The sequence below is a fragment of the Streptomyces gilvus genome (genome assembly GCF_022513565.1).
Classification (GTDB): Bacteria; Actinomycetota; Actinomycetes; order Streptomycetales; family Streptomycetaceae; genus Streptomyces; species Streptomyces gilvus.
The window spans coordinates 98,474-114,605 of the sequence record NZ_JAKWBE010000013.1 but is presented as its reverse complement, the minus strand read 5'-3'; the positions used below and the strand labels follow the sequence as shown (position 1 = coordinate 114,605).

Sequence of the window (16,132 nt, the reverse complement as noted above, 5' to 3'; positions counted from 1 at the left end):
CGATGGTGGGCTCAGCGTCAGCCGACGCGCTTTCCAAGTACGAGAATTCGGGTGCGCATGGCACTGACCCTCCCCCCGACGCGCACCACGTGTCAAGTGGGTGGGACGGGAGTCTCATTATGTGAGCGCAGAGCGGTTCCGCCTCCCAGAACGGCTGCCATACCCCCTGTGTACACCCCCGCCCCGCCGCCCGCGTAGGCGGGCTCGATGGGGCCGTGCGGAACCGGATAGCGGCCGGATCCGAGCGCTCTGCGCAACCGGTACTCGTCCAACGGGCCCGAGAACGCCATGCCCTGTCCATGGGTGCAGCCCATCGCGCGCAGGGTGACGACCTGTTCGGGCAGATCCACGCCGTCGGCCACGGACTGCAGCCCGAGATCGGTGGCGATTCTGAGCAGCCCGCTGGTGATCTTGTGCAGCCGCGCGGACTCGACGACGCCCTCGACCAGCCCTCGGTCGAGCTTCAGTATGTCGACGGGGAGTCTGCGCAGTGCCGTGATCGCCGCGTAGCCGCTGCCGAAGCCGTCCAGCGCGATCCGTACGCCGTGCCGGCGCAGGGCGCCCAGTCTGCGCTCCAACTCGTCCAGGGAGACCCGCGGATCCATGTCGCACAGCTCGATCACCAGGGACCCGGACGGCAGCCCGTGCCGGGTCAGCAGGGCCTCGATCGAACCGGCCGGCATCGAGCGGTCCAGCAGGCGCCGGGCGCCGACCCGGACCGCGACGGGCACGGCGAGCCCCGTCGCGGTGCGCTCGGCGGCCTGTTCGACGGCCTCCTCCAGCAGCCAGCGGCCGAGCTCGGCCGTCCGGTCGTTGTCCTCGGTGACCCGCAGGAACTCGGCCGGGGTGAACAGCACCCCCTGCGAGGACCGCCAGCGCGCCTGCGCCTCGACCGATGCGATCCGGCCGTCCTCCAGATTGACCACGGGCTGGTGCAGCAGCGTGAACTCGCCGTCGTGCAGCGCGGCACGCAGGCGCGTGGCCAGCTCCGCCTTGCGTACGACGTCCTGCTGCATCTGGGGCGCGTACAGCTCGACGCGGCCCTTGCCGCCCGCCTTGGCGCGGTACATGGCGAGGTCGGCGTTGCGCAGCAACTCGCCCGCGCCGAGGCCGGGTTCGGCGAAGGCGACGCCGATGGAGGCGGCCACGCGGACATCGTTGCCGCCGATGAGGTACGGCTGCGAGAGCGTGATCCTGAGGCGGTCGGCGAGCTCCAGGATGTGACGTTCGCGCGCGGTACGGTCCTGGGCGCCGTCGCCGACGATCAGGGCCGCGAACTCGTCGCCGCCCAGCCGGGACGCGGTGTCGCCGTGCCGGACCGCGTCCTGGAGTCTGCGGGCGGCCTGGACGAGCAGTTCGTCCCCGGCCTGGTGCCCGATCGTGTCGTTGACGGCCTTGAAGCCGTCGAGGTCGATGAAGAGGACGGCCGTGCCGCGCAGATGGGCGCCCCGGTCGGAGGCGCGACGGCCGGACACGGCCTGCTGGACCCGCTTGGTGAACAGGGCGCGGTTGGGCAGGTCGGTGAGCGGGTCGTGCTCGGCGTTGTGCTGCAGCTGCGCCTGCAGCCGCACTCTTTCGGTCACGTCCCGGCTGTTGAAGATGAGCCCGCCGTGGTGGCGGTTGACGGTGGACTCGACGTTGAGCCAGCCGCCGTCACCGGAGCGGAAGCGGCACTCGATGCGGGTGGTGGGTTCCTCATGGGGGCTGGCGGCAAGGAAGCGGCGCACCTCGTGCACCACGCAGCCCAGGTCCTCCGGGTGGATGAGACTGGCCAGTTCGCTGCCCACCAGTTCCTCGGCGGGGCGTCCGTAGACCCCGGCGGCGGCCGGGGAGACGTACCTCAGGACGCCGCTGGGCGCGGCGATCATGATGACGTCGCTGGAGCCCTGCACCAGGGAGCGGAAGTGGTTCTCCTTCTGCGCGAGTTCCTGGGTGAGGGTGATGTTGTCGAGGAGCATGATGCCCTGGCGCATCACGAGGGCGAGCACCACCGTGCCGCCGGTGATGAGCACGACGCGGTCGACGCTGCGGCCGTTGAGGACGTTGTAGAGGATCCCCAGGGTGCAGACGGCGGCGGCGAGGTAGGGCGTGAGGGCGGCCAGGGAACCGGCGATGGGCCGGGCGGCCGGGTACCGGCTGTGGTCGTCACCCTGCGCGGGCGCGTGGGGCGGGTGGGCGCCGCCGCGCCGGCCCGGCAGGTGCTCGTGCACCACGCGCGTGTGCCCTTCGTCCTCCTCCGCGCGCGTGTGCCGGGGCGCGGCCCAGGGGGCGTACGCGAAGAGCAGCGAACCGGCGAACCAGCCCGCGTCGAGCAACTGGCCCGAGTGGTAGTGGTCGCGCAGCAGCGGCGAGGTGAACAGGGCGTCGCACATCACCGTGAGCGCGAGGGCGCCGATGGCGGTGTTGACGGCCGTACGGTTGACCGCCGAGCGCCGGAAGTGCAGCGCCAGCACCATGCTGACCAGGACGATGTCCAGCAGCGGATACGCCAGCGACAGTGCGGTCTGCGCCACGCTCGGCCCGTCGAACTTGGCCGCCTGGGCGAGCGCCAGGCTCCAGGACAGGGTCAGCAGCGAGCCGCCGATCAGCCAGGCGTCCAGCGCCAGACAGACCCAGCCGGCCTTCGTCACGGGCCGCTTGGCGAGCACCAGCAGCCCCACGATGGCGGGCGGGGCGAAGCAGAGGAAGAACAGGTCGGCGTAGCTGGGGCTGGGCACGGGTTCGTCCAGGACCACCTCGTACCACCCCCAGACCGCGTTGCCCAGGGCCGTCATGGTCGAGGAGAGGGCGAACAGCAGCCAGGCGGGCCGGAAGCGGACACGGCGGTTGCGGGCGTACAGGAAGCAGGACACGGCTGCGGTCCCGGCCGCCGCGGCCAGTCCGAAGTCACCCATGATCAGCGCGAGTTCGCCAGAACCCCAGTCGAGCGCGGAACCGACGGCGTATCCCGCGCAGACCAGGGCCAGGACGAGTTGGCGGACCAGGGGGCGGCCGGCACCGGTGATCGGCGGCCGTGGCGGCCGCCCCGGCGAGGGCTGTGCCCGCACCGCTCCGTCCACAGTGGTCGTGAGAGGCGGCGGCGAGGTCACCGGGTCCTCCCGGTCCGCGCCGCCCCCGCGTCCCGCGAGCCCGGGTGCGCTGGGTGCGCCTGCGTCGTGCGGCTGCTGTGCCTGCGGTGGTGGTGGTCGTGTCGGCAGGCGTGATCGCTGTGGTGACCGCGTCTGCGCGCGGCCGTGCGCCAGGGTCGCCGCCGGCGGCCCCGCCGCGTCGGATCGCTCGTCCATAGGCCGTGCATCGCCCGTCGCCCCCCTCACAGTCTGAAATGTCCGTCCCCGGCGCCGAACAATGCGCGGCGCAGCCCCTGCTTCCGGACGATACACCAGTCTCGTTACTCAGGGACATAGTTCCTCTACGCTCCGTGACGAGCAGCGGCGATGCGAGCACGTACCGCGTCCGGAAGATTGTGGAACGTACCGGAAGCGGATGGCGCGCTGGTTGCGCGCCCGCGCTCGACAGCGCCCGCTCGTGCGCTACGCGCCGGTCGGACCCGTCGTAAGGATCACGTTGGCGAGGGGTTCACGGTTCACGAAACGTGTCAGCTGGTTGACGATGAGTCGCTTCGCGCGGGGCAGGAACGCCGAGGTGGGTCCCCCGACATGGGGGCTGATGAGCACGCCGGGCGCCTTCCACAGGGGGTGCTCGCGGGGCAGCGGCTCGGGGTCGGTGACGTCGAGGGCGGCGGTGATGCGGCCGCTCTCCAGCTCGGCGAGGAGCGCCTTGGTGTCGACGACAGGTCCGCGCGCGACGTTGACGAGGAGCGCTCCGTCCTTCATCCGGGCGAGGAAGTCGGCGCCCGCCAGGCCGCGCGTGGACTCGGTCAGGGGTGTGATCAGGACGACGACGTCCGCCTCGGGCAGCAGCCGGGGCAGATCGGTGAGCGGATGCACCGGGCCGCGCTCCGTGGTGCGCGCGGAGCGCGCGACGCGCACCACCCGCGCGACCTCGAAGGGCACGAGCCGGTCCTCGATCGCGGATCCGATCGAACCGTACCCGACGATGAGCACGCTCTTGTCGGCGAGCGCGGGCCGGAAACCGCCACGCCACTCCCCCAGTTGCTGACCCCGTACGAAGTCGGGGACACCGCGCAGGGAGGCGAGGATCAGCGTGAGCGCCAGCTCGGCGGTGCTCGCCTCGTGCACCCCGCGCGCGTTGCACACCTGGACGCCGGGGCGCAGGTGCTTCAGGCCCGGTTCCAGGCTGTCGATGCCGGCCGACAGCGTCTGGACCACCTCGACGGAGCCGAGTCGCGGCAGCGGCCGGACGGCGACCTCGGCGGGCTTCATGTAGGGGACGACGTAGAAGGAGCAGTCGGCGGGGTCCGCGGGGAAGTCCCTCTCGCCGTTCCAGAAGTGGTAGTCGGGCCCCTCGGGGAGGCCCTCGATCTCGTCCGGAGGAAGGGGAAGCCACACGTCAGCAGTCATGTCAGGAGGCTATGTCAGGCCGGTCGGGGCGCAGAGGTTAGGTTGGGGGGTCCGTAAGAAGGAGGGTCACGAGCAGGTGGAGCGCAGGACGATGGGCGCGGGGGCCCTCGCCGTGGGGGCCGTCGGCCTGGGGTGCATGCCGATGAGCTGGGCGTACAGCGGCTCGCGGCAGCGCGGCGAGGAGTCGCTCAGGGCGGTGCACCGGGCGCTGGACGCGGGCTCGACGCTCCTGGACACGGCCGACATGTACGGCCCGTTCACCAACGAGCTGCTGGTGGGGCGGGTGTTGAAGGAGCGGCGCGCGGACGCCTTCGTGTCGACGAAGGTGGGGCTGCTGGTGGGGGAGCAGCACATCGTGGCCAACGGCCGCCCCGGCTATGTGAAGCGCGCCTGTGACGCGTCGCTGCGGCGCCTGCAGACGGATGTGATCGACCTCTACCAGCTGCACCGCGCGGACCCGGAGGTCCCCGTCGAGGAGACGTGGGGCGCGATGGCGGAGCTCGTGCGGGCCGGGAAGGTCAGGGCGCTCGGGCTGTGCGCGGTCGGCGCGCGGGGCGGGCGGCGCTCGGGGGGCCGGCTGCACGACGCGACGATCCGGCAACTGCGGCGGGTCCAGCAGGTGTTCCCGGTGAGCGCGGTGGAGGCCGAGCTGTCGGTGTGGTCCCCGGAGGCGCTGGAGTCGCTGCTGCCGTGGTGCGAGGCGCGCGGCGTCGGCTTCCTGGCGGCGATGCCGCTCGGCAACGGCTTCCTGACCGGCACCCTCACCCCGGGCGAGGGTTTCGAACCGGACGACGTCCGCGCCCGCCACCCCCGTTTCACCGCCGAGATGATGGCCGCCAACCAGCCGATCGTGGCCGGTCTGCGCCGGGTCGCGGCCCGGCACGGCGAGGACGTGACCCCGGCCCAGGTCGCACTGGCGTGGGTGCTGGCCCAGGGCCGGCACGTGGTCCCGGTGCCGGGCACCAAGCAGGAGCGGTGGGCGGCGGAGAACGCGGCGGCGGCCGACCTCCGCCTGACACCGGAGGACCTGACCGAGGTGGCGAACCTGCCGGGCGCCCGCGGCTCGTGGGACTGACCCTGGTGCGCACCCGTGCCCCCGCCCGCCGACGGCCGCCGATGGGCTCCGCCTGATCGAGCGGCCGAGCCCAGCGAAAGCCGCCGCTCCCGTCGCGTCCGGTCGCCGATCGGATGGGGGCGATCGGGGGCCCAAGTCCGCCCCAAGCCGTCACACCCCCATCGCCGGTCGCCGGCCGCGCGTCAGGGCGATCGGGGGGGGCCGAGCCCGACGCGAGCCGTGACACCGCTCAGCACCGGTCACCAACCGCGCCAGGCGATCGAGGACCCAAGCCCGGCAGAAGCCGCCGCACCCGCAGCCGTCGGTGGCCGATCGAGCGCCAGGCGATCGAGGACCCAAGCCCGACGCAAGCCGCCGCACCCGCCGCCGGTGGCCGATCGAGCGCAAAGCGATCGCGGCACCCGAGACCGGCGAGAAGCCGTCACACCCCCAGCACCGGTCACCGACCGCGCCAGGCGATCGAGGACCCAAGCCCGGCAGAAGCCGCCGCACCCGCCGTCGCCGGTGGCAGATCGAGCGCGAGGCGATCGTGCAGCCCAAGCCCGGCGAGAAGCCGTCACACCCGTCAGCGCCCATTGCCAATCGAGCGCAAGGCGATCGTGGCGCCCGCGCCCGACGCAAGCCGTCGCTCCCCCCCATCGGCGGTCGTCGATTGGGCTTCGGGTGATCGGGAACCTGTGAGGCGCGGGCGGTGTATCACAGGTAGAACCTGCCGACGGGGCCGCCGTGTGAAGGGACCGAGACCGTGCTACGACGAGCTGTACCGGCCTTACTGGCCACCACCGCGCTCCTGCTGACCGCGGGCTGCTCCTCCGGCGGAGGCGGGGGCGGCGGGCCGGCGGGCGGGGACGGTACGACATCGGGGGGCACGTCGGCGAACGCGTCCCCGTCCCGCCGAACCGCCGATCAGGCGCCGCCCGCCAAGGGCTCGGTGAAGGTGCTGCGGACGGTCGCCACCGGCCTGAACAGCCCCTGGGGCCTGGCCCCGCTCCCCGGCGACGGCGGCCTGCTCGTCGCCTCCCGGGACCAGGGCACGATCACCCGGGTCGACGAGAAGACGGGCGAGAAGACCGACCTCGGCAAGGTCTCCGGGGTCTCCGCAGCCGGCGAGGGCGGCCTGCTCGGCATCGCCCTCTCCCCGGACTACGCCTCGGACCACATGATCTACGCGTACTTCACCTCGGCCTCGGACAACCGCGTGGTCCGGGTGCTGTACGACCCGAAGAAGCCGGCCGGTGAGCAACTGGGCGCCCCGGACACGATCTTCAAGGGCATCCCCAAGGGCTACATCCACAACGGCGGACGGATCGCCTTCGGCCCGGACGGCATGCTCTACGCAGGCACGGGCGAGAGCGGCAACCGCGGCCTGGCGCAGGACAAGAAGTCCCTGGGCGGCAAGATCCTCCGCCTGACCCCCGAGGGCGACCCGGCCCCCGGCAACCCGTTCCCGGACTCCCCCGTGTACACGTACGGCCACCGGAACGTGCAAGGCCTGGCCTGGGACCCCGAACAGCGCCTGTTCGCCTCGGAGTTCGGCCAGGACACCTGGGACGAGCTGAACGCGATCAAACCGGGTGACAACTACGGCTGGCCGGACGCCGAGGGCAAGTCCTCCGACGCGAAGTTCCACAACCCGATAGCCCAGTGGCACACCGACGAAGCCTCCCCGAGCGGTATCGCCTACGCCCAGGGCTCCATCTGGATGGCGGGCCTCAGGGGTCAGCGCCTGTGGCGCATACCCCTGGACGGCACGAAGGCCTCCGCCGACCCCCAGCCCTTCCTGGAGGGCGAGTACGGCCGGCTGCGGACGGTGGTCTCGGCGGGCGGCGACAAGCTGTGGCTGACGACGAGCAACACGGACGGAAGGGGCGACCCGAAGAGCGGGGACGACCGAATACTGGAGCTGCAGGTGAAGTGACCCCTCGGTCACTCCTCCTCAGGCGCCTCCGGCACCCCCGGCTCTTCCTCGTCCTGCTCCGGCCTGGGCGCGCGCACCACGACCTTTCCGGACGCCAGGTCTATCGGGCCGCGCCCCGGATCGTTGTCGCCGACATCCTCCCGGGTCAGCTCCAGCCGGTTCTGTTCGTCACGGGTGTGCTTGCGGCCCGGCGCGAACAGTTCCTCGAAAGCGTTGAACACGGCGCCTCCCTGTGCCGGTCGTCTCCAGCGTACGTCTCACCCCGCCGTCCGGGCGGTGCGCGGATCAGCCGGCGACAGCCCCACCCGATGCGCCACCGCCGCGGCCTCTCCCCTTCCGGAGACGCCGAGCTTGGCCAGGATGTTCGAGACGTGGACGCTGGCCGTCTTCGGGGAGATGAAGAGCTGCTCGGCGATCTGGCGGTTGGTGCGTCCGGCGGCGACCAGGCGCAGGACGTCGCGTTCGCGGCTGGTGAGTCCGAGGGCCTCGACGGGGTCGGCGGGCCGCTGGTCCGGGACGCGGTGCAGGGCGAGCCGGGCGCGCTGGGCGAGCAGCGTGACGGCGTCGGCGAGCGGGCGGGCGCCGAGGTGGCCGGCGACGGCGTGGGCGAGGCGGAGCAGTTCGGCGGCGCGGTCGCGCTCCTCCTCGCCGCCGTCCCGCAGCAGGGCCCCGGCGAGACGGTGGCGGACACGGGCGAGGTCGTAGGGCCGGTCCAGGCACTCGAAGGCGGTGACCACGTCCGACCAGGTGTCGGCGGTGTCCTCGTCCTCGGCGCGGGAGAGCTCGGCCCGCACCCACTTCTCGTGGGCGAGCCAGATGGGGGCGTCGGTGGTGGTCTTCTTGGCCGCGTCGCGGATCCGGTCCAGGACGGCGGCCCGGTCCTGGGCGGCGGCGGGCAGTGTGCGGGCGTCGGCCTCGGCGGTCGCGGCGGCGAGCAGCAGGGGCCAGCCGTCGCGCTGGGTGCCCGGCGGCATCCCGGCGTCCAGGGCGCGGGCGAGTTCGGCGCGGGCGTCCGGAAGGCGGCCCTCCCCGGCGGCGATGCCGACCGCGATGCCGGACAGCGGCAGCGTGTGCTGGGGCATGGGGTCGTGGGTGCCCAGGAAACCGCGCGCGGCGGCCAGTTGGCGGGTCGCCTCGGACAGGTCGCCCCGGCCGAGGGCGAGGCGCGCCAGACACATGGCGCCGCTGCCCTGCGGCTTCGCGCTGTGCCCGACCCGCAGGGCGCCCGCCGCCGCGTCGGCGGCCGCATCCCACAGGCCAAGGGAGTACGTCGCGTCGGAGAGGTTGGCCCACGCCCATGCCTCCGCGTCGAGCAGGCCGTACTTCCTGGTGAAGGCAATGCCCTCCTCGAGGAGCGGTACGGCTTCCCGGGTGCGGCCGACCGCGTCGAGCGCGGAGGGCAGATTCACGTAGGCCCGGCCGGCGACGTCGGCGACGCCCTCCTCCAGGGCCCGGTCCTTGACCTCGCACATCTCGGCAAGGCCGGCTTCGACCGAGCCCGCGCCGACCATGAGACCGCCGAGGGTGAGGCGGGCGTTGAGTTCGATCTCCCGGGCGCCGACCATGCGCGCGTACTCCACGGCGCGTTCGGCGGCGGAGAGAGCGTCGGGGCCGGGTTCGTGCAGCATCGCCCAGCCGGCGGCGTGGGCGAGGACCTCGGCGTGCACCTCGGAGGGCGGCAGACCGCGCACCAGGTCCTGAGCGGTGGCCAGCTCCCGCCAGCCGTCGCCGCGGGCCAGCGCCTGCACGAGATGGGAGCGCTCGACCCAGAACCAGGCGGCCCGCAGCGGATCGTCCTCGTCCTCCAGCAGGTGCAGCGCGCGCTTGGTGATCTTCAGGGCGCGTTCCCGTTCCCCGCAGAGCCGGCCGGCGCCGGCGGCCTCGGCCATGAGGTCGAGGAAGTGCAGCGGGGCGGTGGCCGGGTCGCAGCCGCAGGGGGCGTAGACCTCGCAGTAGTCGCCGAGGCGCAGGGCGGCCCGTACGTCCTCGGGGGCGGTGTCCCACAGGTCCATCGCCCGTTCCAGGAGCCGCAGTTGCTCGCTGTAGGCGTGCCGGCAGCGGGCGGCGACGGCGGCGTCCAGGACGGCGGGCAGAGCCTTGGCGGCGTCGTGGGCGTGGTACCAGTAGCTGGCCAGGCGCATGACGCGCTCGTCGGCCGGGACGAGGGTGGGGTCGGCTTCCAGGGCCTCGGCGTAGCGGCGGTTGAGGCGGGAGCGCTCGCCGGGCAGCAGGTCGTCGCTGACGGCCTCGCGGACCAGGGAGTGGCGGAAGCGGTAGCCGTCGCCGGCGGGCGTGGCGAGCAGGATGTTGGCGCCCACGGCGGCCCGCAGCGCCTCGATGAGGTCGTCCTCGGCGAGCCGGGCGACGGCGGCGAGGAGGCGGTACTCGACGGTGGAGCCGCCCTCGGCGACGATCCGGGCGACCCGCTGGGCGCTCTCGGGCAGGCCCTCGACGCGCACCAGGAGCAGGTCGCGCAGGGAGTCGGTGAGGCCGGTGCGGCAGCCCTCGTGGGCGGCGACGGCGAGTTCCTCGACGAAGAAGGCGTTGCCGTCGGAGCGTTCGAAGATGGCGTCGACCTGGTCGGGGTCCGGTTCGGCGGCGAGGATGCCGGCGATCTGGCGGCCGACCTCCTGCCGGTTGAAGCGGGCGAGTTCCACGCGGCGGACGGTGCGCAGGCGGTCGAGTTCGGCGAGCAGCGGGCGCAGCGGGTGACGGCGGTGGATGTCGTCGGCGCGGTAGGTGGCGAGGACGACGAGCCGGCCGGTGCGCAGGGTGCGGAAGAGATAGGCCAGGAGGTGGCGGGTGGAGGCGTCGGCCCAGTGCAGGTCCTCCAGGGCGACGACGACGGTGCGCTCGGCCGCGACGCGCTCCAGCAGGCGGGCGGTGAGTTCGAAGAGGCGGGCCATGCCCTCCTCGTCGTGCCGGCCGCCGGAGGCCTCGCCGAGTTCGGGCAGCAGGCGGGCCAGTTCCTCCTCCTGTCCGGCGGCCGCGGCGGCGAGTTCCCCGGGCAGTGCGCGGCGCAGGGCGCGCAGGGCGGTGGAGAAGGGGGCGAAGGGCAGCCCGTCGGCGCCGATCTCCACACAGCCGCCGAGTGCGACGACCGCACCCTCGCGGCACGCCGCGGTGGCGAACTCCTCGATCAGCCGCGTCTTGCCGACTCCGGCCTCCCCGCCGATCAGCAGCGCCTGCGGTTCGCCCGCGGCGGCACGGGCGAGCGCGTCGTTCAGCGTCCCGAGCTCTTCGGCTCGGCCGACGAACACCCGACTTACGGACCTGGTCTCCACGAGGGCGAGCATCGCATGGGGGTACGACGGGGCGGCACCGGTTTTCCCCTCGGCGACGGGGAGCGGACGCACCGCGGCCCCCACCGCGGGCAGGTGCGGTGAGGGCGTTCGCGGGGTGCTGCGCACGTTTCCTCGAGGGCGGCCCTCCCCCGCGGGGCCGCCCTCCAGGCGCACCGGGCTCATGCCGCGCGGGCCGACCGGAGCCTGCGGAGGCGGGGGGTATGGGACTCGTCCTCCGCGGCGTGGCGTGCCACGCGGCGGGCGGCCCGGCGGCTCTTGGCGGCCTCGCGCGCCAGGCGCTCCTGGTCGGCCTGGCGGATCAGTTCGGCGGAACGGAGCTGCGAGATCTCGTACTCGTACATGGTGTGTCCCTTGGGAGAGATGATTTCGGCTTCGCTTTCTGCGATGCCTCAACCTTCGTCTCCCAGGGGGGCCGGCCACATCGGGAGAGTTCCGCATCTTCGGCGGCCTCGGGGGCCTTAGACGCGCGGAAGGGGCCTCAGACGCTCCGTAAGGTGCTTACGGAGCGTCTGAGACCCCTCGGGACCTGCGCCGAATCAGCCCGCGGAGGGCAGGCCGAGCAGGACGTCGGTGTACTTGAGGACGGCCAGGAGCAGGCCGATGACGCCGAGGGCGACACCGCCCCAGGCGACCGACTTGATCCACGCGGCCTGCGGCTTGCCGGGGACGCCGAAGGCGGGACGGGCGAGGACGACGACGCCGACGACCAGGGCGAGCAGCGCGAAGACGCCGCCCCACAGGGCGCTGGTCTGCCACGCGTCGCCGTAGACCGCCTTGACCTGCTTGGCGACGCTCGCCGAGGACGAGGTCTGCAGCTGGCCCACGAGCGTCTGGCGGGCGGCGGCGACCGTACCGATCCAGCTGCCGGTCAGCGAGACGAGGCCGAGCGCGGCGGAGACGACGGCGCCCGCGCCCTGGCCGACGCCGGTGGGGCCCGCCTCCTCGTCGGTGCCCGCCTCGGCCACCTCGTCGGTTGCGGGCTGCTCCTCCTCGGCCGTGGCCTCGGTCTCGGTGGCGTCCACCGCCTCCTCGTCGCGCTTCACTTCGGCGGCCTCGGTCGTGCCGGCCTCGTCAACTGTCTTGGTTCCCATGTCTGGCACCGTACGGACGCTCTCTGAGAGGGGTCTTAATGATCGTTGTGTCCGGCACGCGCGCGTGCTTCACGCCACTCGGGGGCGAGGATCGACCACACCTCGAGGTCGTGCCGCACCCCACCATAGGGGTGCGCCTGTCGTCGTACGCCATCGCGGGTCATGCCCAGGCGCCGGGCGACGTTGATGCTGGGCACGTTGCCGGAGGCGGCGACCCACTCGACGCGGTGGATGCCGCGCTCCTCCACAGCCCAGTCGATCAGGATCCGCATCGCCCGGGTGACCAGGCCGCGCCCGGTCGCGGCGGGCTCCAGCCAGCACCCGACCTCGGCGTTGCCGGTCGCGGCGTCGAAGTTCAGGGTGAGTACCCCGCCGACGAGTTTCCCGTCGAGCCAGATCCCGTGGTGGGAGGCGGTGTCGGCGGCGCGCAGGTCGGCGTAGCGCTGGAGCGTCTCGCGGGCGGATGCCACGTCGACGACCTGGGCGCCGAAGGGGATGAAGCGTCCGATGAACCCCCGGCCGCGCTCCAGGTGTGCCAGGAACTCCTCGGCGTGCCAGGGTTCCAGCGGCCGCAGTTCGGCGCCGTCACCCAGTGGTATCGCGTACATCGCGCTGATCCCCCTCCGCCAGGACGTCCGCCACCTCGGCGTCCGTCGCGGCGGCCAGCCTCGCATGGGCGGCGCGGGACTCGGGCGGTTCGATGCTGATGCGGGGCAGGCGCTGGTCGAGCCAGCGGGGCAGCCACCAGTTGGCGCCGCCGAGCAGGTGCATGAGCGCCGGGACGAGCAGGGTGCGCAGGACGAAGGCGTCGAGGGCGACGGCGGAGGCGAGGGCGATGCCGAACATCGCGATCACGCGGTCACCGCTGAGGACGAAGGCCAGGAAGACCGAGATCATGATGACGGCCGCGGAGTTGATCACCCGGCTGGTCTCGGCGAGCCCGACGCGGACGGCCCGCCGGTTGTCCCCGGTCTCCAGCCACTCCTCGTACATCCGGCTGACCAGGAAGACCTGGTAGTCCATGGAGAGCCCGAAGAGGACCGACACCATGATCACCGGGAGGAAGGGCTCGATGGGGCCCGCGCGCCCGAGGCCCAGCAGTTCGCTCCCCCAGCCCCACTGGAAGATCGCCACGACGATGCCGAAGGCGGCGGCGACCGCGGCGACGTTCATCGCGGCGGCCTTCACCGGGATGCCGATGGACCGGAAGGCCATGAGGAGCAGCAGACAGCCAAGGCCGATGACGACGCCGACGAACAGCGGCAGCTTGCCGACGATGACGGCCGCGAAATCGTCGTAGGACGCGGTCACACCGCCCACCTGGATGTCGAGGGTGGTGCCGGTCTCGGCGCGCGGCAGCACCTCGGTGCGCAGCCGGTCGACGAGGTCGCTGGTCTTCTTCGACTGCGGTTCCGACGTCGGGACGATCGTGAAGTACGCGGTGTCGCCGCCGCCGTTGTAGGTGACCGGGGTCACCGAGGCGACGCCCTCGGTGATGCGGATGGTGGCGTCGAGGTTGTCGAGGGCGAGCTTGTCCTCGGCGCCGTCGACGTGCGTCACCAGGGTGAGCGGTCCGTTGACGCCGGGGCCGAAGCCGTCGGCGAGAAGGTCGTAGGCCTGCCGGGTGGTGGACGTTTTCGGGTCGTTGCCCTGGTCGGAGGTGCCCAGCTGGAGGGAGAGCGTGGGCAGCGCGAGGAGTGTCATCACGGCCAGCGCGACGACGCCGAGCACCTTGGGGTGGCGCTCCACGAACGCCGACCAGCGGTGCGCGAACCCGGTGGGCAGCTCGGGCTGGGGGCCGTGCTCCGCCAGCCGCCGCCGCTCGCGCCGGCTCAGGGCGCGCATGCCGATGAGGGACAGCAGGGCGGGCAGCAGCGTGACGGAGGCGGCGACCGTCAGGACGACGGTCAGGGAGGCGGCGATGGCGACGCCGTTGAGGAAGCCGAGCCGCAGGATCAGCATGCCCAGCAGCGCGATGCAAACGGTGGCACCCGCGAAGACCACGGCCCGTCCGGTGGTCGCCACGGCGTTGGTGACGGCCTCGGTGACCGACAGCCCGCGTTTGAGTCCGCGCCGGTGTCTGGTGACGATGAACAGCGCGTAGTCGATGCCGACGCCCAGCCCGATCAGCATGCCGAGCATGGGCGCGAAGTCGGCGACGGTCATCGCGTGTCCGAGCAGCCCGATCCCGGCGTACGCGGTGCCGACGCCGACCAGCGCGGTGGCGATAGGCAGCACGGAGGCGGCGAGCGAGCCGAAGGCGAGGAAGAGCACGACCGCGGCGACGGCCACGCCGACGATCTCGGCGGTGTGGCCGCCGGCCGACTCGGTGAGCGCGACGGCGCTGCCGCCGAGCTCGACCTGCAGCCCGTCGCCCGCCACGGCCTTCGCGGTGTGCACGACCGCCTCGGCCTCGGACTTCTTGATGTCCTCGGCGCCGTGGTCGAAGGTGATGGCGGCGTACGCGGTGTGCCCGTCGGCGCTGATCCGGCCCGCGCCCTGGCCGTCGTACGGGCTGCTCACGGAGGCCACTCCGGGCAGGTCCGCGATCTTGTCCAGGGCGCCGGTCATGGTCTGTTCGACGGCGGCGGCGCGCACGCTGCCCGACGTCACGTGCCAGACAACGGTGTCGCTGTCCCCGCCGAGCCCCGGGAAGCCCCGCTGCAGCAGCTTGGTGGCGGCGCCCGACTCGGTGCCCGAGGCCTCGTAGTCGTTCGAGTACGCGGAGCCGGTGACCGCGGCGGCGGCGGTGACCCCGCCGAAGGCGAGGAGCCACACCACGACCGCGACGAGGCGGTGCCGGACACACCAACGTGCAAGGGCTGCCACGAACGAGCTCCCAGGGGACGGTATGTGGATCTTTGACCGGGAACAGTCGTTCACGAGATGAACAGCCCGCAAAGAACGCATGAGCAATGCGAGGACCACTCTTGCAGGCAGAAGTGATCGTTTACGCCATTCGTGGGGTTATTCACAAGAGTGGGAGGCAGATCACAGGACAGTAACGAACACTCTGTCACCTCAGTCGAACTGGTCCCCCAGCGCCATCACCATCGCCCCGGCGACCAGCAGCCACAGCGCCCACCGGGTGCGCCCCCGGGAGCCCAGCACCCCCGCCAGCGCGCACACCGCCGCACCGAGCCCGTAGGCGGCCGGCACCAGGGCCGGCGCGGCGTTCATGGCCCGCACCACCGCGGCCGCCACTCCGGCGAGGGCCAGCAGCACCCCGGTGGTGGCCGCCGTCCAGCGGGCCCGGTGGGCGTCCTCGGCGGAATCCGGCTGCGGGAGGGCCCGGACAGCTGCTAGCTTCCGCTGGTCAGCCGTCACCGGCTCCTCGCCGACGACCGAAGCGGGTGCGTTGTTTGAAGGTCCGACCGAGCTCCTACGCATCGCCTTTCACTACGAGGATCATGAGGAGCCCGTTCACCGATGTCCGACAACAGGACCACGGACGACCGTCTCACTGACCGTGTGACCCACCCGCGTTACCCCCTCAGCAGCCAGTACGACGCCCGCTGGACCGTCGAGAACCAGATGGGCCCCAACGCCCTGTGGCTGCTGGAATGGCTGGCCCCCGCCCTCGGCCTGGACGCCCTGCGCCCCTGCGCGCGCGTCCTCGACCTGGGCTGCGGCCGGGCCATGACGTCGATCTTCCTGGCCCGGGAGTTCCACGCCCAGGTCACCGCGGCCGACCTGTGGGTCGCCCCCGACGACAACGCCCGGCGCATCGCCGAGGCCGGGTTCGCCGACCGGGTGCTGCCCGTGCACGCCGAGGCGCACGACCTGCCCTTCGCGGAAGGCGGTTTCGACGCGATCGTGTCGATCGACGCGTACCAGTACTTCGGCACCGACGATCTCTATCTGCCCACGCTGACCAGGCTGTTGAAGCCCGGCGGGCGGATCGGGATCGTCGTACCGGCCCTTCGTGAGGAACCGGAGGGAGCCGAGCCGCCCGAGCATCTGCGGGCCTGGTGGGAGCCCGACTTCTGGTGCTGGCACTCCGCCGGCTGGTGGCGCCGCCACTGGACGCGCGGCGGGGCCGTGGAGGTCGAGTCGGCCGACTGGCTCGAGGACGGCTGGCGCGACTGGCTGACGTGGTGCGAGGTGGTCGCCGAGGAGAGCCCGGAGGAGTTCCACCGCACGATGGCCCGCCGGGTCGGTGAGATGGTACGGGCCGACGAGGGCCGCACCCTGGGCTTCGTACGGGTCGTGGGACGCCGCACATAAGCGTACGGCCCCGGAGGTTCACACCTCCGGGGCCG

The 16,132-nt window shown here is 72.6% G+C and carries 12 protein-coding genes; 3 read left to right on the top strand and 9 right to left on the bottom strand.

All coding sequences use genetic code 11. From position 1 onward, the window contains the following. Positions 1–92 precede the first annotated feature (92 nt). The gene (locus tag MKW14_RS21205; protein ID WP_240864558.1) at positions 93–3,089 is read right to left on the bottom strand and encodes a putative bifunctional diguanylate cyclase/phosphodiesterase; all 2,997 of its coding nucleotides are present in this window, start codon (positions 3,087–3,089) and stop codon (positions 93–95) included. A 441-nt stretch (positions 3,090–3,530) separates the two neighbouring features. Continuing rightward, on the bottom strand, positions 3,531–4,481 hold the full coding sequence (locus tag MKW14_RS21200; RefSeq protein ID WP_240864557.1) for a 2-hydroxyacid dehydrogenase: 951 nt from the start codon (positions 4,479–4,481) through the stop codon (positions 3,531–3,533). Between the two features lie 76 nt (positions 4,482–4,557). Here MKW14_RS21200 and MKW14_RS21195 point away from each other — a divergent pair, with 76 nt between their 5' ends. Continuing rightward, positions 4,558–5,556 (top strand): aldo/keto reductase, encoded by a 999-nt coding sequence (locus tag MKW14_RS21195; RefSeq protein WP_240864556.1) that lies wholly within the window; start codon positions 4,558–4,560, stop codon positions 5,554–5,556. Between the two features lie 745 nt (positions 5,557–6,301). Continuing rightward, a complete protein-coding gene (locus MKW14_RS21190) occupies positions 6,302–7,474 on the top strand; it encodes a PQQ-dependent sugar dehydrogenase (protein ID WP_240864553.1) in 1,173 nt (390 codons plus the stop codon). A gap of 8 nt (positions 7,475–7,482) precedes the next feature. On the opposite strand, the gene MKW14_RS21185 is transcribed toward MKW14_RS21190, so the two are convergent. From MKW14_RS21185 to MKW14_RS21155, 7 genes are all read right to left on the bottom strand, one after another. Continuing rightward, positions 7,483–7,695, bottom strand: a complete 213-nt coding sequence (locus MKW14_RS21185) for a DUF6191 domain-containing protein (RefSeq protein WP_240864551.1) — start codon at positions 7,693–7,695, stop codon at positions 7,483–7,485. Between the two features lie 36 nt (positions 7,696–7,731). Next, positions 7,732–10,770, bottom strand: coding sequence for a helix-turn-helix transcriptional regulator (locus MKW14_RS21180; RefSeq protein WP_240864549.1), 3,039 nt, complete (start codon positions 10,768–10,770; stop codon positions 7,732–7,734). Between the two features lie 167 nt (positions 10,771–10,937). After that, positions 10,938–11,120: a hypothetical protein gene (locus MKW14_RS21175; protein WP_240864547.1), complete on the bottom strand. Its 183-nt coding sequence runs from the start codon at positions 11,118–11,120 to the stop codon at positions 10,938–10,940. Positions 11,121–11,315: 195 nt separating this feature from the next. Continuing rightward, the gene (locus MKW14_RS21170; protein ID WP_240864546.1) at positions 11,316–11,870 is read right to left on the bottom strand and encodes a hypothetical protein; all 555 of its coding nucleotides are present in this window, start codon (positions 11,868–11,870) and stop codon (positions 11,316–11,318) included. Between the two features lie 35 nt (positions 11,871–11,905). Next, a complete protein-coding gene (locus MKW14_RS21165; protein ID WP_240864543.1) occupies positions 11,906–12,478 on the bottom strand; it encodes a GNAT family N-acetyltransferase in 573 nt (190 codons plus the stop codon). Next, positions 12,456–14,699 (bottom strand): MMPL family transporter, encoded by a 2,244-nt coding sequence (locus MKW14_RS21160; RefSeq protein WP_240864541.1) that lies wholly within the window; start codon positions 14,697–14,699, stop codon positions 12,456–12,458. The genes MKW14_RS21165 and MKW14_RS21160 overlap by 23 nt, the downstream gene beginning before the upstream one ends. A 192-nt stretch (positions 14,700–14,891) precedes the next feature. Continuing rightward, positions 14,892–15,197, bottom strand: coding sequence for a hypothetical protein (locus tag MKW14_RS21155; RefSeq protein WP_240864539.1), 306 nt, complete (start codon positions 15,195–15,197; stop codon positions 14,892–14,894). A gap of 102 nt (positions 15,198–15,299) precedes the next feature. Between MKW14_RS21155 and MKW14_RS21150 the strand changes: the two genes are divergently transcribed. Further along, the gene (locus tag MKW14_RS21150; protein WP_240864537.1) at positions 15,300–16,097 is read left to right on the top strand and encodes an SAM-dependent methyltransferase; all 798 of its coding nucleotides are present in this window, start codon (positions 15,300–15,302) and stop codon (positions 16,095–16,097) included. Positions 16,098–16,132 lie beyond the last annotated feature (35 nt).

Coding starts and splice junctions, on each gene's coding strand:
- MKW14_RS21150 (WP_240864537.1), top strand. CDS start 15,300: ATGTCCGACAACAGGACCACGGACGACCGTCTCACTGACCGTGTGACC.
- MKW14_RS21180 (WP_240864549.1), bottom strand. CDS start 10,770: ATGCTCGCCCTCGTGGAGACCAGGTCCGTAAGTCGGGTGTTCGTCGGC.
- MKW14_RS21170 (WP_240864546.1), bottom strand. CDS start 11,870: ATGGGAACCAAGACAGTTGACGAGGCCGGCACGACCGAGGCCGCCGAA.
- MKW14_RS21200 (WP_240864557.1), bottom strand. CDS start 4,481: ATGACTGCTGACGTGTGGCTTCCCCTTCCTCCGGACGAGATCGAGGGC.
- MKW14_RS21165 (WP_240864543.1), bottom strand. CDS start 12,478: ATGTACGCGATACCACTGGGTGACGGCGCCGAACTGCGGCCGCTGGAA.
- MKW14_RS21175 (WP_240864547.1), bottom strand. CDS start 11,120: ATGTACGAGTACGAGATCTCGCAGCTCCGTTCCGCCGAACTGATCCGC.